This is a genomic window from Parafrankia sp. BMG5.11 (genome assembly GCF_004337455.1).
Genome location: NZ_SJXI01000002.1, coordinates 34,029 through 53,473, shown reverse-complemented (window position 1 = coordinate 53,473; position 19,445 = coordinate 34,029). Strand labels below are relative to the sequence as shown.

Below are 19,445 nucleotides of genomic sequence, written 5' to 3'. Positions count from 1 at the left end.
ACAATGCTGATAACAACCATGATCGCTGCCGCGCTGTCCGCCCAGGCGGCACCCGAGGCTCATGGCTCGCACGCCGCGCCGGTAGCGGCGCAGCCCGCTTCGCTGAGCGCGGACGAGAGCGCCGTTCGCGCGGTGCTGGCGCGCTATAAGTCTGCGATCGAGCGGCTGGATGCGTCCGGAACCGAAGCGCTCTTCACCGACGATTCTGCAGTGTTCGAGACCGGCGGGGTCGAAGGGTCATACAAGGAGTATCTCGCGCACCATCTGGGGCCGGAACTCGCGGCGTTCCGTTCATTCGCGTTCTCAGACTACACGGTCGCGGTCCGCATGGAAGGCGATCTCGCGCTCGCGACCGAGACCTACAATTACCGGATCGAGACCAAGAGCGGGGAGATCGCGATGCGAAAGGGCGTTGCAACGAGCGTTCTCATCCGGACTGCGGATGGCTGGAAGATACTGGTCATGCACAATTCGGCGCGCAAGCCGAAGGGGGCCTAGATGGCCTCGTTCACTCGACGTTCTCAAGCATGGCTGGCGCGGTCGGTGCTGGCGATACTGGCAGGCATTGCCGTGCTGTCGATGCCAGCTGCGCCCGTCTCGGCGCACAAGGATCACAAGGCGAAGCAGGAGGCAGCGCAACTCGAAGCACAGCGCGCGGCTGCGAGTGGATCGGCGCAAAGTGCTCCCATGGCGCACGACATGGCGATGCCGGGTCATGCCACGGCCATGGCCGCCATGGACGAGATAGACGATCCGCCGAAGAGCTTCGCGGCGCGGCTGCTCGACTGGCTCGGCCGCTTCCATCCGATGCTGGTGCATTTTCCGATCGCTTTCATCCCTGCGGCGCTTTTCACCGCGATCGTCGGGCGCAAGCGGCCGGGGTTCGCCAAGCCCGTCCAGTTCCTCGTGGTGACCGCGGGGGTGACAGCACCGTTCGCCATGATCTCTGGTTGGCTGAGCGGCGGGTTCGAACTCGGCCTCGACGACTGGATGATGCAGAGCCACCGCTGGCTCGGGACCGGCATCGGGATCGGGGCGTTCGCCTTGGGTGTGTTCGCGCTCAGGCGCCCCGAGCAAGACCGCGGCTCCGGCATGATCGTCGGTCTGTCGATCCTGACAGCGGCGATCCTCGTGCAGGGGTGGTTCGGCGGTGCGCTCGTGCACGGCGTCGATCACCTGAACTGGTAAGGAGAACGACCGATGGAAGACCGCGCAAAGTCCGCGCATCACGAGGTGGGCTCAAAGCCCTACATGATGCTGGCCGTCAATCTCGGCCTGAGCCTGCTGGTGATGTATGTCGCCATGTTCGCCATGATCTGGAGCTGGGGCGAGTTCATCCAAAACGTGAACTTCTTTTACATGGCGCTGGTCATGTGGGCGCCGATGGGCGCGATCATGCTTGCGACAATGGGAGGCATGTATCGCAACCGGAAGCTCAACGCCGCGCTCTATGTAGCCTTTGCGGCGATCCTCGTCCTGTCGCTTGTCGGCATCCGGCAACAGAGCCTCGTCGGCGATGACCAGTTCCTGCGTTCGATGATCCCGCACCACTCAGGGGCTATCCTGATGTGCGAGGAAGCCAAGCTCACTGACCCCGAGATACGCCGGCTCTGCGGCGAGATCATCCAGGCTCAGAGAGACGAAATTGCCGAGATGAAGCGGATCATGGACCGCCTCTGACCCGATACGCCCTAGAATCACGGAGATACACAATGACCAAACTCACCGGAATTGCCGCACTTGCGCTGCTCGCATCGCTGGGCGCCTGCGGAAGCGCCGACCAGCCTGCCGAAGACACCGCCCCTGATGCCGCGATGACGATGGACGGCCCCTACGCTGAGTCCGAGATGGCGATGGACAAGGCCATGAAGGATGCCGTCGGCGTCGATGCTGCCGATACCTGGGTTAAGAAAATGATCGCGCATCACGAAGGCGCGATCGACATGTCGCGGATCGCGCTGGGCCTGGAGCCCACGGCCAATGTCGCGAAAATGGCGCAGATGACGATCGACAAGCAGGGCGCCGAGATCGAAGCGCTCAAGGCGCTGGCCCGCAATGGTGCGGCCAATCCCACCAGCGCCAAGCTTTACGAAGCCGCGATGACCGAAATGCACTCTGACATGATGGCGGCATCGGGCTCGACCCCTTCGGAAACCTACCTTACCAAGATGCTGGCGCACCATCGCGGTGCCGTCGCGATGTCGGACATCGCACTCGCAAATGGCGCGAGCGGTGCGGTGCGCGCACAAATCGAGGAGACGCGGGCCGAGCAGCTGAAGGAAGTCGCCATGGTCGAAGCCATGCTGCGAGGCGAGCCGATGACGATGCAGACGCAAGCCAAGAGCGAAACCTCTGCGCCGGCGGCTACCGCGAAACCTGCTGCTCCGAAGGCTGCCGATGCAAAGCCGGCCCCGGCCAAAGCGGCTGCGCCCAAGCCCTCGGCGGAACCTGCAGCGGAGCCCGACGCGTCGCCTACCTGCGCTCCCGAACATCGGGAAGCGGGCCACTGCTGATCGCCCCTTGATGGCCCCGGCGAGAACTTCGCCGGGGCCACTCTCATCCAAGGCCGGAGCTTTCGCCCGCAGATGCGAACCCACGTAATCGCCCGCAAGACGCATAAATGGATCGGGCTGTTCGTCGGCCTACAGGTGGTCGTCTGGTCGCTTAGCGGCCTTTACATGACCATCGTCCATATCGATACGATCCACGGCGACCATCTCATTCGCGAGGCGTCCAGTCCGGGCGTCCATGCGAACGCCTTGCGGGATCCGCTCGCGCTTGCCGCCCGGGAGAAAGCGTCCAGCATCAGGCTGGCCTGGGTTGATGAGCGCCCGATTTATGTCACCGAAGGGCCCTCGGGAGAGCGCGCCTTCGGGGCAACCTCGGCTACGCGGTTGGACCCGCCGAACGAGCAGGCAATCAGAGCCCTGGCTTCGTCGTACTACACCGGGTCCGAGTCCATCGCATCGGTCGAACTCTTTACGGATGTGCCCGGGGAAATCCGCGGACGAACGCCTCCGCTCTGGCGGGTGGAGTTCGATCATTGGAACAGTCCGACCTTCTATCTCTCACCGGTTACCGGCGAACTGCTGTCGCGCCGGCACGAACTGTGGCGCGTGTTCGACTTCGTGTGGATGCTCCACATCATGGATTATGACGAGCGCGAGAACGTCAACAACTCCCTTCTTCGCGTCTTCACGTGGGGCGCGGTACTGATGGCGCTCTCGGGCATCTGGTTGCTTTTCCATGCCTTTCCCAAGCGCAAGAAGAAGGGGCGCAGCACCCTATGACAATCAAGTCGATCTGGCTGCGGAAAATCCACAAGTGGGTCGGGCTGGCGATCGGCCTGCAGTTCGTGATCTGGGCAATCAGTGGCGCCGCGATGGCGCTGCTAGACATGGAGGCGGTTGCCGGAGGCCCCCGGCCTCAAGCGACCCAAGCGGCAGTCGCTGGCGAAGCGACCGCGTGGCCAGCAATCGTCCGCCAATTGGGCAGCGCAAAAATCGAGGGGTTGCGGCTGAAGACTCTGCTTGATCGGCCGGTGGTCGAAGTGCGAACCGCGCGATTTGTCCGGATGTTCGACGCCCAAACAGGGGTCCGACTGACGATTGACGGGGCCGCCGCCCGCGCCATCGCGCAGTCAAGCCATCCCAATGGGGCACGTCCCGGCGCGGCGAAGCTTCTTACCGAGCGATCGCTGCCGGTCAGGGACCACGAGCCGCCGATCTGGCAGGTCGATTTCGCCGACGACAACGCGAGCACCTATTACGTGTCGGCCACCACGGGCGCCGTGCTCGAGCGGCGGAATGACACCTGGCGCTGGTGGGATTTCTTCTGGATGCTCCACAACATGGATTACGTCGACAGGATGAGCTTCAACCATCCGCTGATCATCACCGCCGGCGTCGCGATGGCGTGGCTGGCGGTGACCGGGTTCTGGCTGCTGTTCCGGACGATGTGGCGGCACGATTTCGCTTGGGTCCGCGCGCGCGAGGGAAGCATGTCTCGGTGAGATGCAGCAATCTACGCGTTCGCCACTGCCTTGCGTGGCCAAGACCTGGCTGTTCATCAGCCCGTGCGTCTCGCCGCTGGATTCGGGATACTCCCACGCTCTGTGCCGCATTTCGCGCTGATGGCCCGCGTTCCTATGAGCGACTGGAGTGGGAAAAGGGACGATGAGCTGAAGCCTAACGCGTCGGTTCGGACACCTCACGTACGAGATCGCCAGTCGCGTGCTCACTAGCATGGCGCGCAATATCAGCTTGGGACACGATCCCGCAGCACTTGCCGGCGTCATCGACGACGGGGAGACGACGGACTTGGTTCTCTTCCATCTTTTTGCAGCATTCAGCCACGCTCGCATCAATGGTCACGGTGACGGGGGATGGTGACATGATCTCCTCCACCTTCGTTTCGGCAGATTTGCCCTGGGCAACGCAGCGGCAAGCGATGTCGCGATCGGTAATGACGCCGACCAGCTCGCCTTCCGCGTTGGTCACGGGAATTAGACCGCAGTCGTTGCTTGCCATCAGCGAAGCCGCTTCCTTCACACTGGCTGACGGGCTGCAGCATGCCGGATCCTTTGTCATCAGTTCGCGAATTTCCACGTCATCTCTCCTAGGCCTTTTGGCAAATGGTTGCGCTGCTATGGCGCGCTCACTCGTTTAACGCAGGGCCCTGCCCCCTCGTTCCTTTCGGTCCGATGATATGGTGCCTTCGACCGACGAGCAGCCATTCGGACGAAGATCCATATAAGCGTCGTTGAAGCGCCTGAGTTCGGCTGCGATCGAAGGGAGGCCAACGGCTCGAGCTTTGCGTCGAGAACCAGATAGAGGCCGTCTGCCGTGGATCGGCGCAAGCAGAGCGGTTTGTCCCGAGTCGTGAGCTAAAGCAGCGGTCCTCGGACGTTGGCGGAACAGTGAACCAACGGCATCGTTGTTATCTACTCGCACGGCTTATGGCGGCTTCTCCGCAATTGGTGCACGAGCCTGTTAAGGTTACCCCTGTGCTCGTGGCTGGTGTCCCATCAAGCCAGACAACGGAACGCTACTGCAGCAGGCCTGCGAACAAACAACGCAAGAAAGACTTTGCTGATGAAAGCATCCGATCTCCTAGTCGCCGCCCTGGAAGCCGAAGGAGTTGAATATATCTTTGCCGTGCCCGGTGAGGAGAATTTGGATTTGCTTGAATCGCTTCGCACATCTTCGATCAGATTGATCGTCACCCGCCATGAACAGGGAGCCGGTTTCATGGCAGCGACATATGGTCGCCTCACCGGAAAACCCGGCGTCTGCCTGGCGACGCTGGGACCGGGGGCGACCAACCTTACAACCCCGGCCGCATACGCTGCGCTGGGCGCTTTCCCCCTCGTTATCATTACCGGGCAGAAGCCCATCAAGGTCTCGAAACAGGCCCAGTTTCAGATTGTGGATGTCGTCGCGCTCTTCACCCCTCTATGCAAGATGGCGAAGCAGATCGTGAATGGCGAGCGCATCCCGTCACTGGTGCGGGAGGGCTTCAGAAGAGCCCAGGAGGAGCGGCCCGGTGCGGTCCTGCTGGAGTTGCCCGAGGATATTGCGAAGGAAGAGACCTCCGAAGCGGTCGTTGCGCCTCACACGCGACACTATGCCGTGGCGGGCGATGCCGCGATAGATGAAGCGGCCGAGCGCATAATGGCCGCCGAACGCCCGCTCCTTCTGATAGGGGCCGGAGCCAACCGGCGCAGCGCCTGCAAAGCACTCCGCAAGTTCGTCGACGACACCCAGTTCCCGTTCTTCGACACCCAGATGGGCAAAGGGGTGCTCGATGAAGCGAGTCCGTTATATCTCGGCACCGCGGCATTGTCTTCGGACGACTATGTTCATTGCGCCATCGAGCGCGCCGATCTGATCGTCAACATTGGCCATGACGTTGTCGAAAAGCCGCCCTTCTTCATGGAGCCCGGCGGCCAAACCGTCATTCACATCAATTACAAGGCCGCCGAGGTCGACCAGGTCTATTTTCCGCAGCTGGAGGTTATCGGCGATATTGCCGGTTCGGTGGAGCGTCTGGGAGAGCGGCTTCGCGGCAAGCAGCCGTGCGACCTGACCGCTTATGCCGGTGTGCACGAAGAAATTGCCGCGCATATCCGTCGCGGCAGTGACGATACACGGTTCCCGATCGTACCGCAGCGCGTGGTTGCCGATGTGCGCCGGGTCATGGGGCGGGACGACATCGTCGCTCTCGACAATGGCATCTACAAGATTTGGTTCGCCCGCAATTACATCGCGCATGAGCCCAATACCATTCTGCTCGACAACGCACTGGCAACGATGGGAGCCGGGCTGTCTTCGGCCATGATGGCGGCGATGCTCTGGCCAGAGCGCCGCGTGCTGGCGGTTTGCGGCGATGGCGGGTTCATGATGAATTCGCAGGAAGTAGAAACCGCGGTCCGGCTTGGCCTCAACCTGGTTGTGCTCATCCTGAATGATGCCGCCTACGGGATGATCCGGTGGAAGCAGGAGCAACTTGGGTTTCCCGAATACGGCCTGAGCTTCGCCAACCCTGATTTTGTCACTTACGCGAAAAGTTACGGCGCGACGGGCCACCGGATCGACAGCAGCCAAGCACTGGTTCCGACCTTGAACGGCGCGTTCGAGAGCGGCGGCGTTCACCTCGTGGACCTGCCGGTAGATTACTCCGAGAACCGCAAAGTTTTGATCGATGAACTGAGCGCGATGGAATGCCCCCAATGACCTGGCAGGTCCTCAATCCTTACGACCAGGAATGCATCGGCAGCGTGGACCTGGTCGAGTGGCCGCTGATCGACCGCTGGCTCGACGAGGCGCGCGCGTTGCACGAAGACCGGCGGGCGTGGATTCCGGTTCATGAGCGGATTGCCATTTTGCAACGCGCCGGCGCGCTCATGCGCGAGCGTGCCGAGACGCTTGCGATGCAGATCGCACGCGAGGGCGGGAAACCGCTTGTCGACGCCCGTGCCGAAACCAGCCGCGCCATTCAGAGCGTCGAACTCTGCGTGCATGAACTGTTCGCGAGCGGCGGGCGCCAGATCCCGATGGACCTGACCGAGGCAGGCGCAGGCCGCAGAGCCTACACCTTCAGGGAGCCGATCGGACCTGTGGTCGCGATTTCGGCATTCAATCATCCGCTAAATCTGATCGCCCATCAGGTGGGCCCCGCGGTGGCGACCGGGTGCCCCGTTCTGGTGAAGCCGGCCAAGGATACGCCCCTGTCCTGCAAGAGCTTCGTAGAAATCCTTTACGAGGCAGGTCTCGACGAACAATGGTGCCGCTTCGTACCCTGCACGAACGATGTCGCCGAGCAAATGGTCACGGATCCGCGAACAGCGTTCTTCTCATTCATCGGGTCAGCGAGAGTAGGCTGGATGCTTCGTTCCAGGCTCGCACCCGGTACGCGCGTGGCGCTGGAACATGGGGGCGCGGCACCGGTCATCGTCGATGAAGGTGTTTCGCACGAGAACGTCATTCCGTCGCTCCTGAAAGGGGGCTTTTATCATTCTGGCCAGGTCTGCGTTTCGGTCCAGCGGGTGTTCGTTCCGCGCGCCGAACTGCCGGATTTCGCTGCCGAGCTGGCCGCGGGCGCAGAGGCACTGAGGGTGGGAGATCCGACTGAAGAGGAAACGCAGTGCGGTCCTCTCATCCGCCCTGCCGAGGTCGACCGGGTCGAAGCCTGGGTCGCTGCCGCCGTCGAGAATGGTGCCAGACTGGCCGCAGGCGGGAAGCGCATCGGCCCGACGCTCTATCATCCCACCGTTCTGGTCGATCCGCCCCGCGACGCCAAGGTTTCGCGAGAGGAGGTGTTCGGACCCGTGGTGTGTGTCTACGGATACGACAGTATCGACGCAGCAATTGCCCAGGCGAACGAGCTGCCTTATTCCTTTCAGGCCGCTGTATTTACCCAGCGACTGGACATCGCCGATCATTGTGTCGAGCGCCTATCGGGCTCCACAGTGTTGATCAACGACCACACCGCATTCCGCGTCGACTGGATGCCGTTCGCAGGTCGCCGACAATCGGGACTGGGGACGGGGGGCATCGGCTACACGATGGCGGATATGAGCGACGAGAAGATGGTGGTTCTGAACAGACCGCATAATTGTAATCTACCGTAGGCGCTGCTCATGGCGTCACTAACTTAACATCGAGGCAATGGACCGGTCACGCTCCCGCGCTCCTCCAACGATCCACGCGCCGAGCATGCAGCGAAAAGTGACCCCATGCGCCTATTTCTTCGTTCCCCACTCTCCACTGTTAATCTGAGTCGAGACGGTGTTTTGGTGTTGTCTCAGTTCGCTTTCAGTGGCAATGGCGCGCGGTCCATGACGCTCCGCTCAACCTCGCCTTTTCGGGCACTCGCGGCTCTGCTGCTGTTGTTCGCCGTAGTTTTCGGCGGCGCGTCCGATGCGGTTGCGTGCGATGAAGTGGGAACCTCGGTGGAACAGGCTATCCAGTCGGTCGATACTTCGCCAGCACCCGAAGAGTCCGGCGACGACGCGCAACAGAACGCACTGTGCGCGCACGGCCATTGTCACAATGTGGCTCCGCTGGATCGTGGAGAGGCTTACGTGGCGGAGCAATTGGCGGCGACCACGCTGCACTTTGCCCTGCCGATGGTTGCGCTCAGCGCAGTTGAAATCGCCTTAGACAAAGAGCCGCCCCGGGCCTGACGCCGACCGTGCTGCCGTAGCAGCACGTGTTTTTGTGTCAGCAGAGGAGCTCTTCGATAATGGTTTTCCGAACGCGAGTCCGCGCCCTGTGGCGACGGATTCCTGACCCGCGATTGAGTGCGAGTGGTCGCTCGAGCCAATTTGCTCAGCTTGCCATCGCGGCTGCACTTCTAGGTTGCAGCCCCGCAGTGGCACTGGCCCAAGTGAGTTCTCCGGCGACGCCACAAGTCGGTTCGCCGACTATGGGACCACCGGCACCGATCGAACGCGCCGGAGACGGCGGGGTGCTGCCCATACTGGTGCCGAGCGACGAGCCCTTGCCCGATAACCTTACCCTCGAAGGGGCACTGGGCGCGGCGGAGGCACGGTCGCCGGCAATCGCATCGGCGCGCGCATCCGTCGCGGCGGCGCAGGGCAGGCTCCGTCAGGCGGGTTTCAGAGACAACCCCGAACTCAGCGTCGAGGTTGAGAACTTTCTGGGCACCGGGGAACTGAGCGGGCTGCAAAGCACTGAGGTGACCGTAGCGGTCAATCAGCGGCTCGACTTGGGAGGCCGGAGATCCGCGCGCCAGGCCGTCGGACGCGCCGAGCTCGCCGTGAGCGAGCTACGCTTGCTCGTCACGCGCGCGGAACTGGCCCGATCGGTGAGGCAACAGTTTGCGACAGCGGTCGCGGCGCGCGAGAGGCTGCGTATCGCGGCCGAGAACGAGCAGAGGTCGCGCGAGCTCGCACGGATCGCCAACATTCTGGTCGAAGTTGGCCGGGAGCCGCCACTGCGTGCGCTTCGCGCGCAGGCCGCAGCCAGCCAGGCCGCGGCAGAGCTTCGCGGCGCGCAAGCCGAAGAAGCCGCGTCACGCCGCACCCTTGCGGCTTTGTTCGGTGCAGACACAGCTCCCAGTTCGATTGCGGGCGACCTCGGCGAGCCGATCCCAAACACAAACTTACCGGTCGAATCCTTGGACGTACGGCTCGCCAATGCCCAGCTCGCTCTGGCCGAGGCGAGTCTCCAGCAACAGCTTGCGGAGCGACGGCTCGATCCCGCGGTTGGACTTGGCATCCGCCATGTCCAGGAGCTTGGCGATCAGGCGCTTGTCGCGGGGTTTTCGATGCCGCTGCCGATCAGGGACCGCAACAGCGGGAATATCGAGGCAGCTCGAGCCGAAATCCGCGCCGCGGAGGCTGAGCGGGCCAGTGCGCGTGTGGGGGCCAGCACCCGGATCGCCAACGCGACGGCCAATCTCAGCGCGGCGAACGCTCGTGTCGATGCGCTGGAACGCGCTGCCATTCCCGAAGGGCGCGAAGCACTGCGGCTTGCGCAGCTATCGTACGAGGCTGGCAAGATCGAGCTGATCGAGCTGCTCGATGCGCAGGCCGCGCTGACAAGTGCCGAAACCCAACTGATCGAAGCTCGCCTGGCGCAGGCCGAAGCCACCGCGGAACTCGCGCGCGCGACGGCGCAGTAAGGACATGACCATGGACCTCAATCCAACTGATGATCGCAAAAAGCTCATCGCCATCGCCGGAGGCATCGCCCTGTTGGCGGGCGTTGGCGGCATACTCGTCGGCCGAGCTACGGACCAGCCGACCGCAGCCGGTGCGACTGCCGAAGAAGCCGAGGCGGGCGAGGAAGAAGGCGAGGAGGAGCACGGACCGGAAGGGTTTGTGGCCGTGCCGCCTGCAAATCTGGAAGCGGTCGGAATTCGGACCGAGCGTATTACCGCGGGCTCGCTTGGATCCGAAATCCTTGCCCAGGCCACTGCGACTGCTCCCCCGACCGGCCGATCGTCGCTGACAGCCCGAGCAGACGGCGCGATCACGAGGATCTACAAGCGTCTCGGTGATGGCGTGGGGACAGGCGAGACGGTTGCCCTGCTCGAGAGCCGCGAAGCCGGAGCGATCATGGCCGAGCGTGCTTCGGCTGCGGCGCGCGCGCAGGCGACGACCGCCGCCCTGAACCGCGAGCGGCGTCTTTTCGATGCCAAGATTACCGCGCGGCAGGATCTCGAGGCCGCGCAGGCGGAGGCGGCCCAGGCTCAGGCGGAGTTGCGCCGGACCCAAGCCGCGGTGACCGCAGCCGGGGTGACATCCGACGGACGGCACATTGCCGTCCGCAGCCTCATCGGCGGCCGCATCACCAAGATGGATGCCGAACTGGGTGCCTTCGTATCGGCCGGGACCGAGCTGTTCGAGGTCGCCAACCCGCGCAGCGTCCAGATCGAGGCGGCGGTGCCGTGGTCAGACGCTCAGCGCATCCGCCCAGGCGATCGGGCCGTGATCGAGCTGGGCGATGGGGCGACCCTGGATGCGGTGGTCCGATCGACCACACCCTCGCTCGACACCGAGAGCCGCGCCGCAACCGTGGTGCTGTCTCCGTCGGGCATTCCTGCCGGACTGACCCAGGGCCAGGCATTCCGGGTCCGGATCACGCCGCGTGGTGGCGCGACTGGAAATCGCATCGTCATCCCGGAGGGTGCCGTCCAATCGGTGGAAGGCCGCGATGTCGTGTTCGTTCAGGTGAACGGCGGCTTCCAGGCTACTCCCGTGACCGTGGGTGAACGCAGCGGTGGACGCATCGAGATCCTAGGAGGCATTAAGCCGGGCACGGTCATCGCCACCGAAGGCGCATTCGTCCTCAAGTCGCAGCTTGGCGCCAGCGAAGCCGAGCATTGATACAGGCACACCCCCTTTTTCGAGGCTTCGGTCGCGCGCGCAATGCTGATCCCGGCATTGCCGACTGCGCAGTCGCCGAGGGCCCATGCCTTCCAGGAACATGTCCATGTTAGATCGTCTTCTCGACGCTTCGGTCCGATTTCGCTGGGTGGTCATCGCGCTTACCCTGCTCGTTGCGGCGTATGGTGCCTACCAGCTGTTCCGCCTGCCAATCGACGCGGTACCGGACATCACCAACAAGCAGGTGCAGATCAACACCCAGGCACCCGCACTGGGGCCGCTCGACATGGAGCGGCTGGTCACCTTTCCGGTGGAGACGGCGATGGCCGGAATTCCCGGCCTTGAAAGCACGCGCTCGATATCGCGCAACGGCTTCAGCCAGGTAACGGTGATCTTCGAGGACAGCGTCGATATCTTCTTCGCGCGGCAGCAGGTGGCCGAGCGCCTTAACCAGGCCCGGGAGAGCCTCCCCGAAGCCGTTGAGCCGCAGATGGGGCCGCTTTCGACCGGGCTTGGCGAAATCCTCATGTGGACGGTCGACTACAAACGGCCGTTGTCCAAAGAATCGCGGATGATCGCCGGGCAGCCCGGTTTTCAGCCCGACGGCGCGTTCCTCACCCCGGATGGGGAACGGTTGACGACGGATGTGCAGAAGGCCGCATATCTGAGGACGATCCAGGATTGGGTGGTCCGGCCGCAGCTCCGCAGCGTCGAGGGCGTCGCCGGCATCGACTCGATCGGCGGTTATGAAAAACAGCTGGTGGTCCAGCCCGATCCGAGCCGCATGTCGGCCTACGGCGTCTCCTTTACCGAGCTCGCCGAGGCTCTCGAGCGCGGGAACGTCTCCATCGGCGCCAACTTCGTGCAGCGTGCCGGCGAGGCATTTCTGGTGCGCGCCGATGCGCGAATTCGTACCGAAGACGAGATCGGCCGCACCGCCATAGGCACACGCGGCGGCGTGCCAGTGCTCGTCCGCGATGTTGCCACCGTGCAAAGCGGTGGCGATCTGAGAACCGGCTCCGCCTCGATGAACGGACAGGAGGTGGTCGTGGGGACCGCCCTCATGCTGCTCGGCGGCAACAGCCGGATCGTGGCAGAAGACGTGCGCGAGCGCTTGGAGGAGGTCGCAAGGTCGATGCCGCCCGGGGTCGAGGTCAAGGTTGTGTATGACCGCGGTGCGCTGGTCGATGCCACAATCGGTACTGTCGAGAAGAATTTGCTCGAAGGCGCCCTGCTCGTGGCAGCGGTGCTGTTCTGGCTGCTCGGCAACATTCGCGCAGCGATCATCGCCACGCTCGTGATCCCGCTGTCGTTTCTGTTCATGGCCATCGGCATGAACCGCTTCGGCGTGTCCGGAAATCTGATGAGCCTGGGCGCGCTCGATTTCGGTCTGATCGTCGATGGTTCGATCATCATTATCGAGAATTGCCTGCGCCGGCTGGCAGAGCGTCAGCATCATGAAGGACGCTTGCTGAGCCTGTCGGAGCGGCTTCACGAAGTGTTCGAAGCATCCAAGGAAATGCTTCGCCCGACCATCTACGGCCAGGCAATCATTCTGCTCACCTTCGCGCCGCTGCTCACCTTTACCGGGGTCGAGGGCAAGACGTTCTCGCCGATGGCGATCACGGTCATGCTGGCGCTGGTGGGCGCCTTCATCCTGTCGCTGACTTTCGTACCAGCCATGGTTGCCGTCCTGATCCGGGGCAAAGTCGCAGAGAAAGAGGTCAAGGCGGTCGCCTGGTACAAGGAGCGCTACGAGCCCGTGCTTCGCCGTGTCGTCCAGCGCCCGTGGCCGTGGATCGGTGGCGGGCTGGCGACGCTGGCGGCGGCATTCCTTGTTTTTACGACCTTGGGGCGCGAGTTCATTCCCACGCTCGACGAGGGCGATCTCGCCATGCAGTCGCTGCGTGTGCCCTCGACCTCGCTCGAGCAGTCGACCAAGATGCAACTCGCGGTCGAGCGTGCCGTTTCGACGCTACCCGAGGTGGCCTACGTGTATTCGAAGACCGGTACGGCCGAAGTCGCTTCCGATCCGATGCCGCAGAACGCCTCCGATGCCTTCATCATCATGAAGCCGCGCGACGAATGGCCAGATGGCGTCGAAACCCGTGAGGACGTTATCGAGCGGATCGGCGAAAAGCTGGCGGGTCTCGTTGGCAATGCCTACGAAACGAGCCAGCCAATCGAGCTGCGCTTCAACGAGCTCATCGCCGGCGTGCGCGGGGACATCGCGGTCAAGGTCTTCGGCGACGACATGGACGTTCTCAACCGCGTTGCCGGCGAGGTCGCGGCCGCGATGAACGGTGTCGAGGGCAGCGCGGATCTCAAGGTCGAGCAGACCGAGGGCTTCCCCACGCTCGAGGTGCAGTTCGACCGTGAAGCGATCGCTCGTTACGGCCTGGCAATGGAGGACGTGACCGACACGGTCGCCGCGGCCCTCGGTGGTCGCGAAGCCGGACTGGTGTTCGAGGGCGACCGGCGCTTCGACATCGTCGTCCGCCTCGACAATCTCAACCGCGACAATCTCGACGTGGTCGGATCGCTTCCCGTGCAGCTTCCGGAAGGCGCTTCCGGCGCCGGGACCTCCGTTCCGCTGCGCGAACTGGTCACCTTTCGAACATCGGAAGGGTTGAACCAGGTCAGCCGCGAAAATGGGCAGCGGCGCGTCGTCGTACAGGCCAATGTCAGGGGCCGCGACCTCGGTTCATACGTGGAGGAGGCGCAGGAACGGGTCGCGCAGATAAAGCTACCGCCCGGCGTCACCATAACCTGGGGAGGACAGTTCGAGAACCTGCAGGCGGCCTCGCAGCGCATCACGCTGATCGTGCCAGTCGTATTCCTGCTGATCTTCGGCATCTTGTTCCTGGCAGTGCGCAACCTCCGCTCTTCGCTGGCCGTCTATTCGGCCGTGCCCCTTGGCCTGGCCGGAGGCGCGTTCGGTTTGCTCCTGGCAGGGTTGCCGTTCTCGATTTCGGCGGCCGTCGGATTTATCGTGCTGTCGGGCGTTACCGTCCTCAACGGTCTGGTGGTGATGACCAGCGTGCGCCAGCGGATTGACGCCGGTCGACCGGTCGATGAAGCGATCGTCGAAGGCACCCTGGAGCGGGTTCGCGCGGTCCTGATGACCGGCATCGTTCCGGCGATCGGCTTCGTGCCGATGGCTCTCGCCACGGGCCGCGGCGCCGAGGTCCAGAAGCCGCTCGCGATCGTGGTCATCGGCGGCCTGATCGTCGCCACGATCATGACCCTCTACGTCCTTCCCGCGATATCCCACCTCATTCTGAGGAAGCGCGGGGAGGCGCATCGTCCGGGCGATTTCGAGGATGAGACCCCTGGACCGGAACCGCTTCCGGCCTGACCCGTCCACGAGCTATCCTTGAGGAGAACACCCTTTGACCGAGCACATTCGTCTCGATCTTCCGCTCCTGCTGCCGACAATTCCGAATGAGGCGGATCGCTGTGTCGAAAGACTGCTGGCCGAGCTGACCGAGCGAGACGGCGTAGCCGAAGCGCATGTGATCGCCGCACTTGGGGACGAGCCGGCAAAGCTCTGTGTTCACTACGATCCGGAAAAGGTTGGTCTGGCACAGATACGCAAAGCCGCACGCGCGGCCGGGGCCGCCCTGACCGCTCGTTTCGGACACCTCGTGTGGCAGGTCGAGGGGATCGAGCAGGAGCGGCGCGCGCGCACCGTGGGGGAAACGCTCAGCCGTCTCGAGGGAGTGTTCGAAGCGCAAGCGACGGCGAGTGGAGCCCTTCGGGTAGAGTTCGACCGGAGCCTCATCGATGAAGCGAGAGTAAGTTCGGCGCTCGCGTCGCTCGGCGTCGGTCGCCGTGATTCGGACATGTCCGCCACAGCGGATTTGGCCGCCTCGGATGTCCCCGCTGCGGCCCCGCACCCCGTCCTGGCTGACAAGCAGGCGCCCGATCATGGCGAGGATGCCGATCACTCGCATGAAGGCGGAGAGGGCGCGGGCCACGCCCACGGCGGCATATTCGGATCGAACACCGAACTGTACTTCGCGCTCATCTCCGGCGTCACCCTCGCCGTCGGCTTCGCCCTGTCCTGGACCGGGGCCGCGCCCGAGGCCATTTCCACCGCGCTCTACCTCGCCGCCTATTTCTTCGGCGGGTTCTTTACCGTGCGCGAAGCCATCGATTCCCTGAAGCTGCGCCGGTTCGAAATCGACACGCTGATGCTCGTCGCGGCTGCCGGTGCGGCCGCATTGGGGGAATTCGCCGAGGGGGCCTTGCTCCTGTTCCTTTTCAGCCTTGGCCACGCGCTCGAGCATTACGCCATGGGCCGCGCCAAGAAGGCGATCGAAGCACTGGCGGAGCTCGCGCCTCAAACGGCGGTCGTGCGGCGCGGCAGCACCACTGAGGAAATTCCTGTCGAGGCACTGGTGATCGGCGAGATCGTCGTCGTCAAACCCAACGAGCGCCTGCCCGCGGACGGGTTCGTGATCGAGGGCACCAGCAGCGTAAACCAGGCGCCGGTGACAGGTGAAAGCGTTCCGGTCGACAAGCAGCCGGTCCCAGACGCTGCGGCTGCGGCGGCCGCAGCGGACAGCGTTGCTGCCACGTCCAGGATATTCGCGGGGACGATCAATGGGTCGGGTGCGTTGGCCATCCAGGTTACGCGTCTCGCCTCGGAAACCACATTGGCCAAAGTCGTCAAGATGGTCAGCGAAGCGGAGACTCAGAAGTCGCCCACTCAGCGCTTCACTGACCGGTTCGAGCGAATCTTCGTGCCGCTCGTCCTGGGGCTGGTGGTGATCCTGTTGTTCGCAGGGGCCGTGATCGACGAGCCGTTCAGCGCCACCTTCTATCGCGCGATGGCGGTTCTGGTCGCTGCCAGCCCCTGTGCCCTTGCCATTGCAACGCCGAGCGCAGTGCTGTCTGGCGTTGCGCGGGCAGCCCGCGGCGGGGTGCTGGTAAAGGGCGGGGGCCCGCTTGAGAATTTGGGCGGCCTGAGTGCGATTGCCTTCGACAAGACGGGAACGCTGACCGAAGGGCGCCCGCGCGTCACGGACGTAGTGGTGGCGGCCGGTGCGACGGAGCAGGAACTGCTGCAGACGGCGGTCGCGGTTGAAGCACATAGTGATCATCCGCTTGCCGCGGCGATTGTGCGAGACGGGACCGAACGGCTGAACGGGCTCCCTCAGAAAGCGACCGACCTTAAATCGATTACGGGACGCGGTGTCGAAGCCGTGGTCGATGGTCAACTCGTTCACATTGGACGCGACGAGCTCTTTGCCGAGGCGGGCGGCACGCCGCTGCCACAGGAAGTGAAAGCCTCTGCGGACGAACTGCGCGCGCAGGGCCGGACGATCATGATCATTCGCCAGGGCGCACGCTACCTTGGCGTGATCGGGCTGATGGATACCCCACGCGAAACGGCCCCCGCGACGACCGCGCGCCTCCGCGAGCTCGGTATCACCCGGATGATCATGCTCTCGGGAGATGCGACACCTGTTGCAAAGGCCGTCGCGGCAAGCGTCGGCATCGAGGATGCCTGGGGCGATCTCATGCCCGAAGACAAGGTCGAGGCAATCAAGAAGCTCAGAACGGAAGAAGGCAAGGTCGCGATGGTCGGCGACGGCGTCAACGATGCCCCCGCACTAGCCACGGCCACGGTCGGGATCGCCATGGGAGCGGCGGGCTCCGATGTTGCGCTCGAAACTGCCGATGTCGCGCTGATGGCCGACGACCTTGCCAAATTGCCGTTTGCGGTTGACCTCAGCCGGCGGACGCGGCGGATCATCCGCCAGAATGTATTCGTCAGCATGGGCGTGGTGGCGGTGCTGCTGCCCGCCACGATCCTCGGGCTTGGGATCGGACCTGCTGTAATAGCCCATGAGGGGTCGACCCTGATCGTGGTGTTCAACGCACTGCGGCTTCTGGCCTTTCGAGAGGTGCCCTTCATCAGGCAAGAACGGATAGCTGAGGAGCGCACGGCATGAGCGAAGCCGATCTCGACCTGGGCTCGACCGACAAACGAAAGACCCTGTGGCTTGTCCTGGCGCTCAACGTCGCCATCGCGGCCGGCTTCTTCGTAACTGCGTACCTGGGAGATTCGAACGCGCTTCTGGCCAACGGCGTCGACAACTCTTCGGACGCGCTTGTTTATGCTCTGAGCTTGCTGGCTCTCACTCGGTCGGCTCGCTGGAAACGAGGCGCTGCGCGTTTCTCAGGCGTGATGCTGCTCATTTTTGCCGCCGGTGTAATGGCCGATGCTGTGCAGCGTTATCTCAATGGCTCAACCCCCGGCGGCGCGCTTATGATCGGCATGGCGATCGTAGCCGCTGTCGTAAATCTGTGGTGCCTGCGCTTGCTGAACAAGTTGAAGAACAAGGACGTGAATTTGCGCGCGGCAACGACGTTCAGCTTCAATGACTTCGTCTCGAACGGCGGCATCGTCCTTGCGGGAATCGCGGTCATGCTGACGGGGGCGAACTGGCCCGATTTGATTGTTGGAATCGCTGTCGCCTGCATCGCGGTTTATGGCGGGATCGAAATCTTGCGTGATGCTCACAAGGACACCCCCCAGTAACTCTCAACCGCTCTGCTCGTGCAGAAAAGCTGGGCCATCCCCCGCCCCCTGCGTGAGGACAAATGCGAGCGTTCGAGAGATTTTGATCGCGTCGTTAAAGGCCAGTCCCGCGCCGGGTCATATGTGCATACCTTGCCCAAGCAAGACGAGAGCCGCTTCCTTCAGCGACTCCGGCAAGGTGGGATGTGCATGGGTCGTCAGCGCGAGGTCTTCGGTCGTTCCGCCATATTCCATCAACAGCACCGCTTCGGGGATCATCGTTCCCGCGTCAGGGCCAATAATATGGGCGCCGAGCAGACGATCGGTATTCGCATCCGCCAGCAGCTTGGTGACTCCACGGGTGTCGCCATTGCAGCGCGCGCGGCTGTTCGCCAAAAATGGAAATGTGCCAGACTTGTATTCCACACCAGCAGCCTTCAGTTGCTCCTCGGTTTGTCCAACGCTCGCGACTTCGGGCGAGGTGTAGATGACGGCCGGCACGGTGTTGTAGTCTACCCCAGCGTAACGTCCGGCGATCCCTTCCACGCACCTCACCCCATCCAAGGTCGTCTTATGCGCGAGCATCGGTCCCGCTATCACATCGCCAATCGCGTAAATCCCTGAAACCTGAGTCTTGAAACCAAGCTCGACCGGAATGCGCCCCTTGGGATCCAGCGTGATTCCCACCCGCTCCAGTTCCAGGCCGTCGGTGTACGGCCTGCGCCCCACCGCGACGAGTACGACATCGGCGGTGAGCGTCCCGGTTTCGCCGCCTTGAGCCGGTTCGACCGATACGAGCAGGTCGTCAGGGCGCTTCTCGACACCGGTCACCTTGGTTTCGAAATGAAATTCCAGGCCCTGCTGCTTCAGTGCCTTGAGCAGATGCCGCGCAATTTCGCGATCCATGCTGGGGACGATACCTTCGAGGAACTCGATCACCGTGACCTTGGCCCCTAGACGCCGCCAGACGCAGCCAAGCTCGAGGCCGATATAGCCGCCGCCGATCACGACCAGATGCTCTGGCACCCTCGTCAAGGAGAGTGCGCCGGTGTTGGAGACGATGCTCATCTCGTCGATATCGATCCCCGGCAGGCGCGCCACGTCGGACCCAGTCGCGACGAGTATGCCTTTGCTCGCGGTCAGCGATCGGGCACCGCCTTCGACCAAGTCAACGGTGAGCCGGTCGGCAGCCTCGAACCGGGCGCTTCCTCTCACCCATTCGACGCCGTTTTTCTTCAACAGGTGCTCGACGCCCTTGGTAAGCCCGGCGACGACCTCGTCCTTGCGCCCGATCAACTGGGCCAAGTTCAAGGCAACGCCGCCGATACCGATACCGTGCTGCTCCAGCCCTTCGCTCACTTCAGCGAACAATTCCGTGGAATGGAGAAGGGCCTTGGAGGGAATGCAGCCGACGTTGAGACAGGTGCCGCCCAGCGTGGGCCGACGTTCAATGCAGGCGACGCTCATCCCTAGCTGAGCTGCGCGGATGGCTGCTGGGTAGCCCGCGGTGCCACCGCCGATTACGATGATGTCGAAGCTGTCGCTCATTGGGTTGTC

Annotated in this window: 16 protein-coding genes; 14 read left to right on the top strand and 2 right to left on the bottom strand. The window is 63.3% G+C overall.

Going from position 1 to position 19,445, the window contains the following annotated elements; all coding sequences use genetic code 11:
- Positions 1-3: 3 nt before the first annotated feature.
- The 6 genes from E0504_RS02770 to E0504_RS02745 all read left to right on the top strand — a co-directional run bounded on the left by E0504_RS02770 (position 4) and on the right by E0504_RS02745 (position 4,012).
- Positions 4-498 (top strand): nuclear transport factor 2 family protein, encoded by a 495-nt coding sequence (locus E0504_RS02770; protein WP_207912130.1) that lies wholly within the window; start codon positions 4-6, stop codon positions 496-498.
- Positions 499-1,188 (top strand): DUF2231 domain-containing protein, encoded by a 690-nt coding sequence (locus tag E0504_RS02765; RefSeq protein WP_131621739.1) that lies wholly within the window; start codon positions 499-501, stop codon positions 1,186-1,188.
- A 12-nt stretch (positions 1,189-1,200) separates the two neighbouring features.
- On the top strand, positions 1,201-1,680 hold the full coding sequence (locus E0504_RS02760; protein WP_131621737.1) for a DUF305 domain-containing protein: 480 nt from the start codon (positions 1,201-1,203) through the stop codon (positions 1,678-1,680).
- A gap of 32 nt (positions 1,681-1,712) precedes the next feature.
- The gene (locus tag E0504_RS02755) at positions 1,713-2,513 is read left to right on the top strand and encodes a DUF305 domain-containing protein (RefSeq protein WP_131621735.1); all 801 of its coding nucleotides are present in this window, start codon (positions 1,713-1,715) and stop codon (positions 2,511-2,513) included.
- A gap of 72 nt (positions 2,514-2,585) precedes the next feature.
- Positions 2,586-3,290, top strand: coding sequence for a PepSY domain-containing protein (locus tag E0504_RS02750; RefSeq protein ID WP_131621733.1), 705 nt, complete (start codon positions 2,586-2,588; stop codon positions 3,288-3,290).
- Positions 3,287-4,012: a PepSY domain-containing protein gene (locus tag E0504_RS02745; protein WP_131621732.1), complete on the top strand. Its 726-nt coding sequence runs from the start codon at positions 3,287-3,289 to the stop codon at positions 4,010-4,012. Before E0504_RS02750 ends, E0504_RS02745 begins: the two co-directional genes overlap by 4 nt.
- A 175-nt stretch (positions 4,013-4,187) precedes the next feature.
- Here the strand turns inward: E0504_RS02745 and E0504_RS02740 are convergent, their stop codons facing one another.
- A complete protein-coding gene (locus E0504_RS02740; protein WP_131621730.1) occupies positions 4,188-4,607 on the bottom strand; it encodes a CBS domain-containing protein in 420 nt (139 codons plus the stop codon).
- A 486-nt stretch (positions 4,608-5,093) separates the two neighbouring features.
- On the opposite strand from E0504_RS02740, the gene E0504_RS02735 reads away from it, so the two are divergent.
- From E0504_RS02735 to E0504_RS02700, 8 genes are all read left to right on the top strand, one after another.
- Entirely contained in the window at positions 5,094-6,734 is a 1,641-nt protein-coding gene (locus tag E0504_RS02735) for an acetolactate synthase large subunit (RefSeq protein ID WP_131621728.1), read from the top strand.
- Positions 6,722-8,131: an aldehyde dehydrogenase family protein gene (locus E0504_RS02730; RefSeq protein WP_373693859.1), complete on the top strand. Its 1,410-nt coding sequence runs from the start codon at positions 6,722-6,724 to the stop codon at positions 8,129-8,131. The genes E0504_RS02735 and E0504_RS02730 overlap by 13 nt, the downstream gene beginning before the upstream one ends.
- Positions 8,132-8,296: 165 nt before the next feature.
- Positions 8,297-8,686 carry a hypothetical protein gene (locus E0504_RS02725; RefSeq protein WP_207912129.1) on the top strand — a complete coding sequence of 130 codons (390 nt, stop codon included), beginning with the start codon at positions 8,297-8,299 and terminating at the stop codon, positions 8,684-8,686.
- Between the two features lie 284 nt (positions 8,687-8,970).
- Positions 8,971-10,149, top strand: a complete 1,179-nt coding sequence (locus tag E0504_RS02720; RefSeq protein ID WP_165938386.1) for a TolC family protein — start codon at positions 8,971-8,973, stop codon at positions 10,147-10,149.
- 10 nt (positions 10,150-10,159) lie between these two features.
- Positions 10,160-11,356, top strand: a complete 1,197-nt coding sequence (locus tag E0504_RS02715; protein ID WP_131621720.1) for an efflux RND transporter periplasmic adaptor subunit — start codon at positions 10,160-10,162, stop codon at positions 11,354-11,356.
- Between the two features lie 106 nt (positions 11,357-11,462).
- Positions 11,463-14,714 (top strand): efflux RND transporter permease subunit, encoded by a 3,252-nt coding sequence (locus E0504_RS02710; protein ID WP_131621718.1) that lies wholly within the window; start codon positions 11,463-11,465, stop codon positions 14,712-14,714.
- Between the two features lie 34 nt (positions 14,715-14,748).
- Positions 14,749-17,319, top strand: a complete 2,571-nt coding sequence (locus tag E0504_RS02705; protein ID WP_131621716.1) for a heavy metal translocating P-type ATPase — start codon at positions 14,749-14,751, stop codon at positions 17,317-17,319.
- Entirely contained in the window at positions 17,316-17,909 is a 594-nt protein-coding gene (locus E0504_RS02700; RefSeq protein WP_131621714.1) for a cation diffusion facilitator family transporter, read from the top strand. Before E0504_RS02705 ends, E0504_RS02700 begins: the two co-directional genes overlap by 4 nt.
- Before the next feature lie 117 nt (positions 17,910-18,026).
- Here E0504_RS02700 and lpdA read toward each other — a convergent pair whose 3' ends face one another.
- Positions 18,027-19,436, bottom strand: a complete 1,410-nt coding sequence (gene lpdA, locus E0504_RS02695; RefSeq protein ID WP_131621712.1) for a dihydrolipoyl dehydrogenase — start codon at positions 19,434-19,436, stop codon at positions 18,027-18,029.
- Positions 19,437-19,445 lie beyond the last annotated feature (9 nt).

Bases quoted from the DNA above. Each gene is read 5' to 3' on its own strand.
- E0504_RS02730 (WP_373693859.1), top strand. From the start codon at position 6,722: ATGCCCCCAATGACCTGGCAGGTCCTCAATCCTTACGACCAGGAATGC.
- E0504_RS02760 (WP_131621737.1), top strand. From the start codon at position 1,201: ATGGAAGACCGCGCAAAGTCCGCGCATCACGAGGTGGGCTCAAAGCCC.
- E0504_RS02765 (WP_131621739.1), top strand. From the start codon at position 499: ATGGCCTCGTTCACTCGACGTTCTCAAGCATGGCTGGCGCGGTCGGTG.
- E0504_RS02715 (WP_131621720.1), top strand. From the start codon at position 10,160: ATGGACCTCAATCCAACTGATGATCGCAAAAAGCTCATCGCCATCGCC.
- E0504_RS02755 (WP_131621735.1), top strand. From the start codon at position 1,713: ATGACCAAACTCACCGGAATTGCCGCACTTGCGCTGCTCGCATCGCTG.
- E0504_RS02745 (WP_131621732.1), top strand. From the start codon at position 3,287: ATGACAATCAAGTCGATCTGGCTGCGGAAAATCCACAAGTGGGTCGGG.
- lpdA (WP_131621712.1), bottom strand. From the start codon at position 19,436: ATGAGCGACAGCTTCGACATCATCGTAATCGGCGGTGGCACCGCGGGC.
- E0504_RS02750 (WP_131621733.1), top strand. From the start codon at position 2,586: ATGCGAACCCACGTAATCGCCCGCAAGACGCATAAATGGATCGGGCTG.
- E0504_RS02700 (WP_131621714.1), top strand. From the start codon at position 17,316: ATGAGCGAAGCCGATCTCGACCTGGGCTCGACCGACAAACGAAAGACC.
- E0504_RS02710 (WP_131621718.1), top strand. From the start codon at position 11,463: ATGTTAGATCGTCTTCTCGACGCTTCGGTCCGATTTCGCTGGGTGGTC.
- E0504_RS02770 (WP_207912130.1), top strand. From the start codon at position 4: ATGCTGATAACAACCATGATCGCTGCCGCGCTGTCCGCCCAGGCGGCA.
- E0504_RS02735 (WP_131621728.1), top strand. From the start codon at position 5,094: ATGAAAGCATCCGATCTCCTAGTCGCCGCCCTGGAAGCCGAAGGAGTT.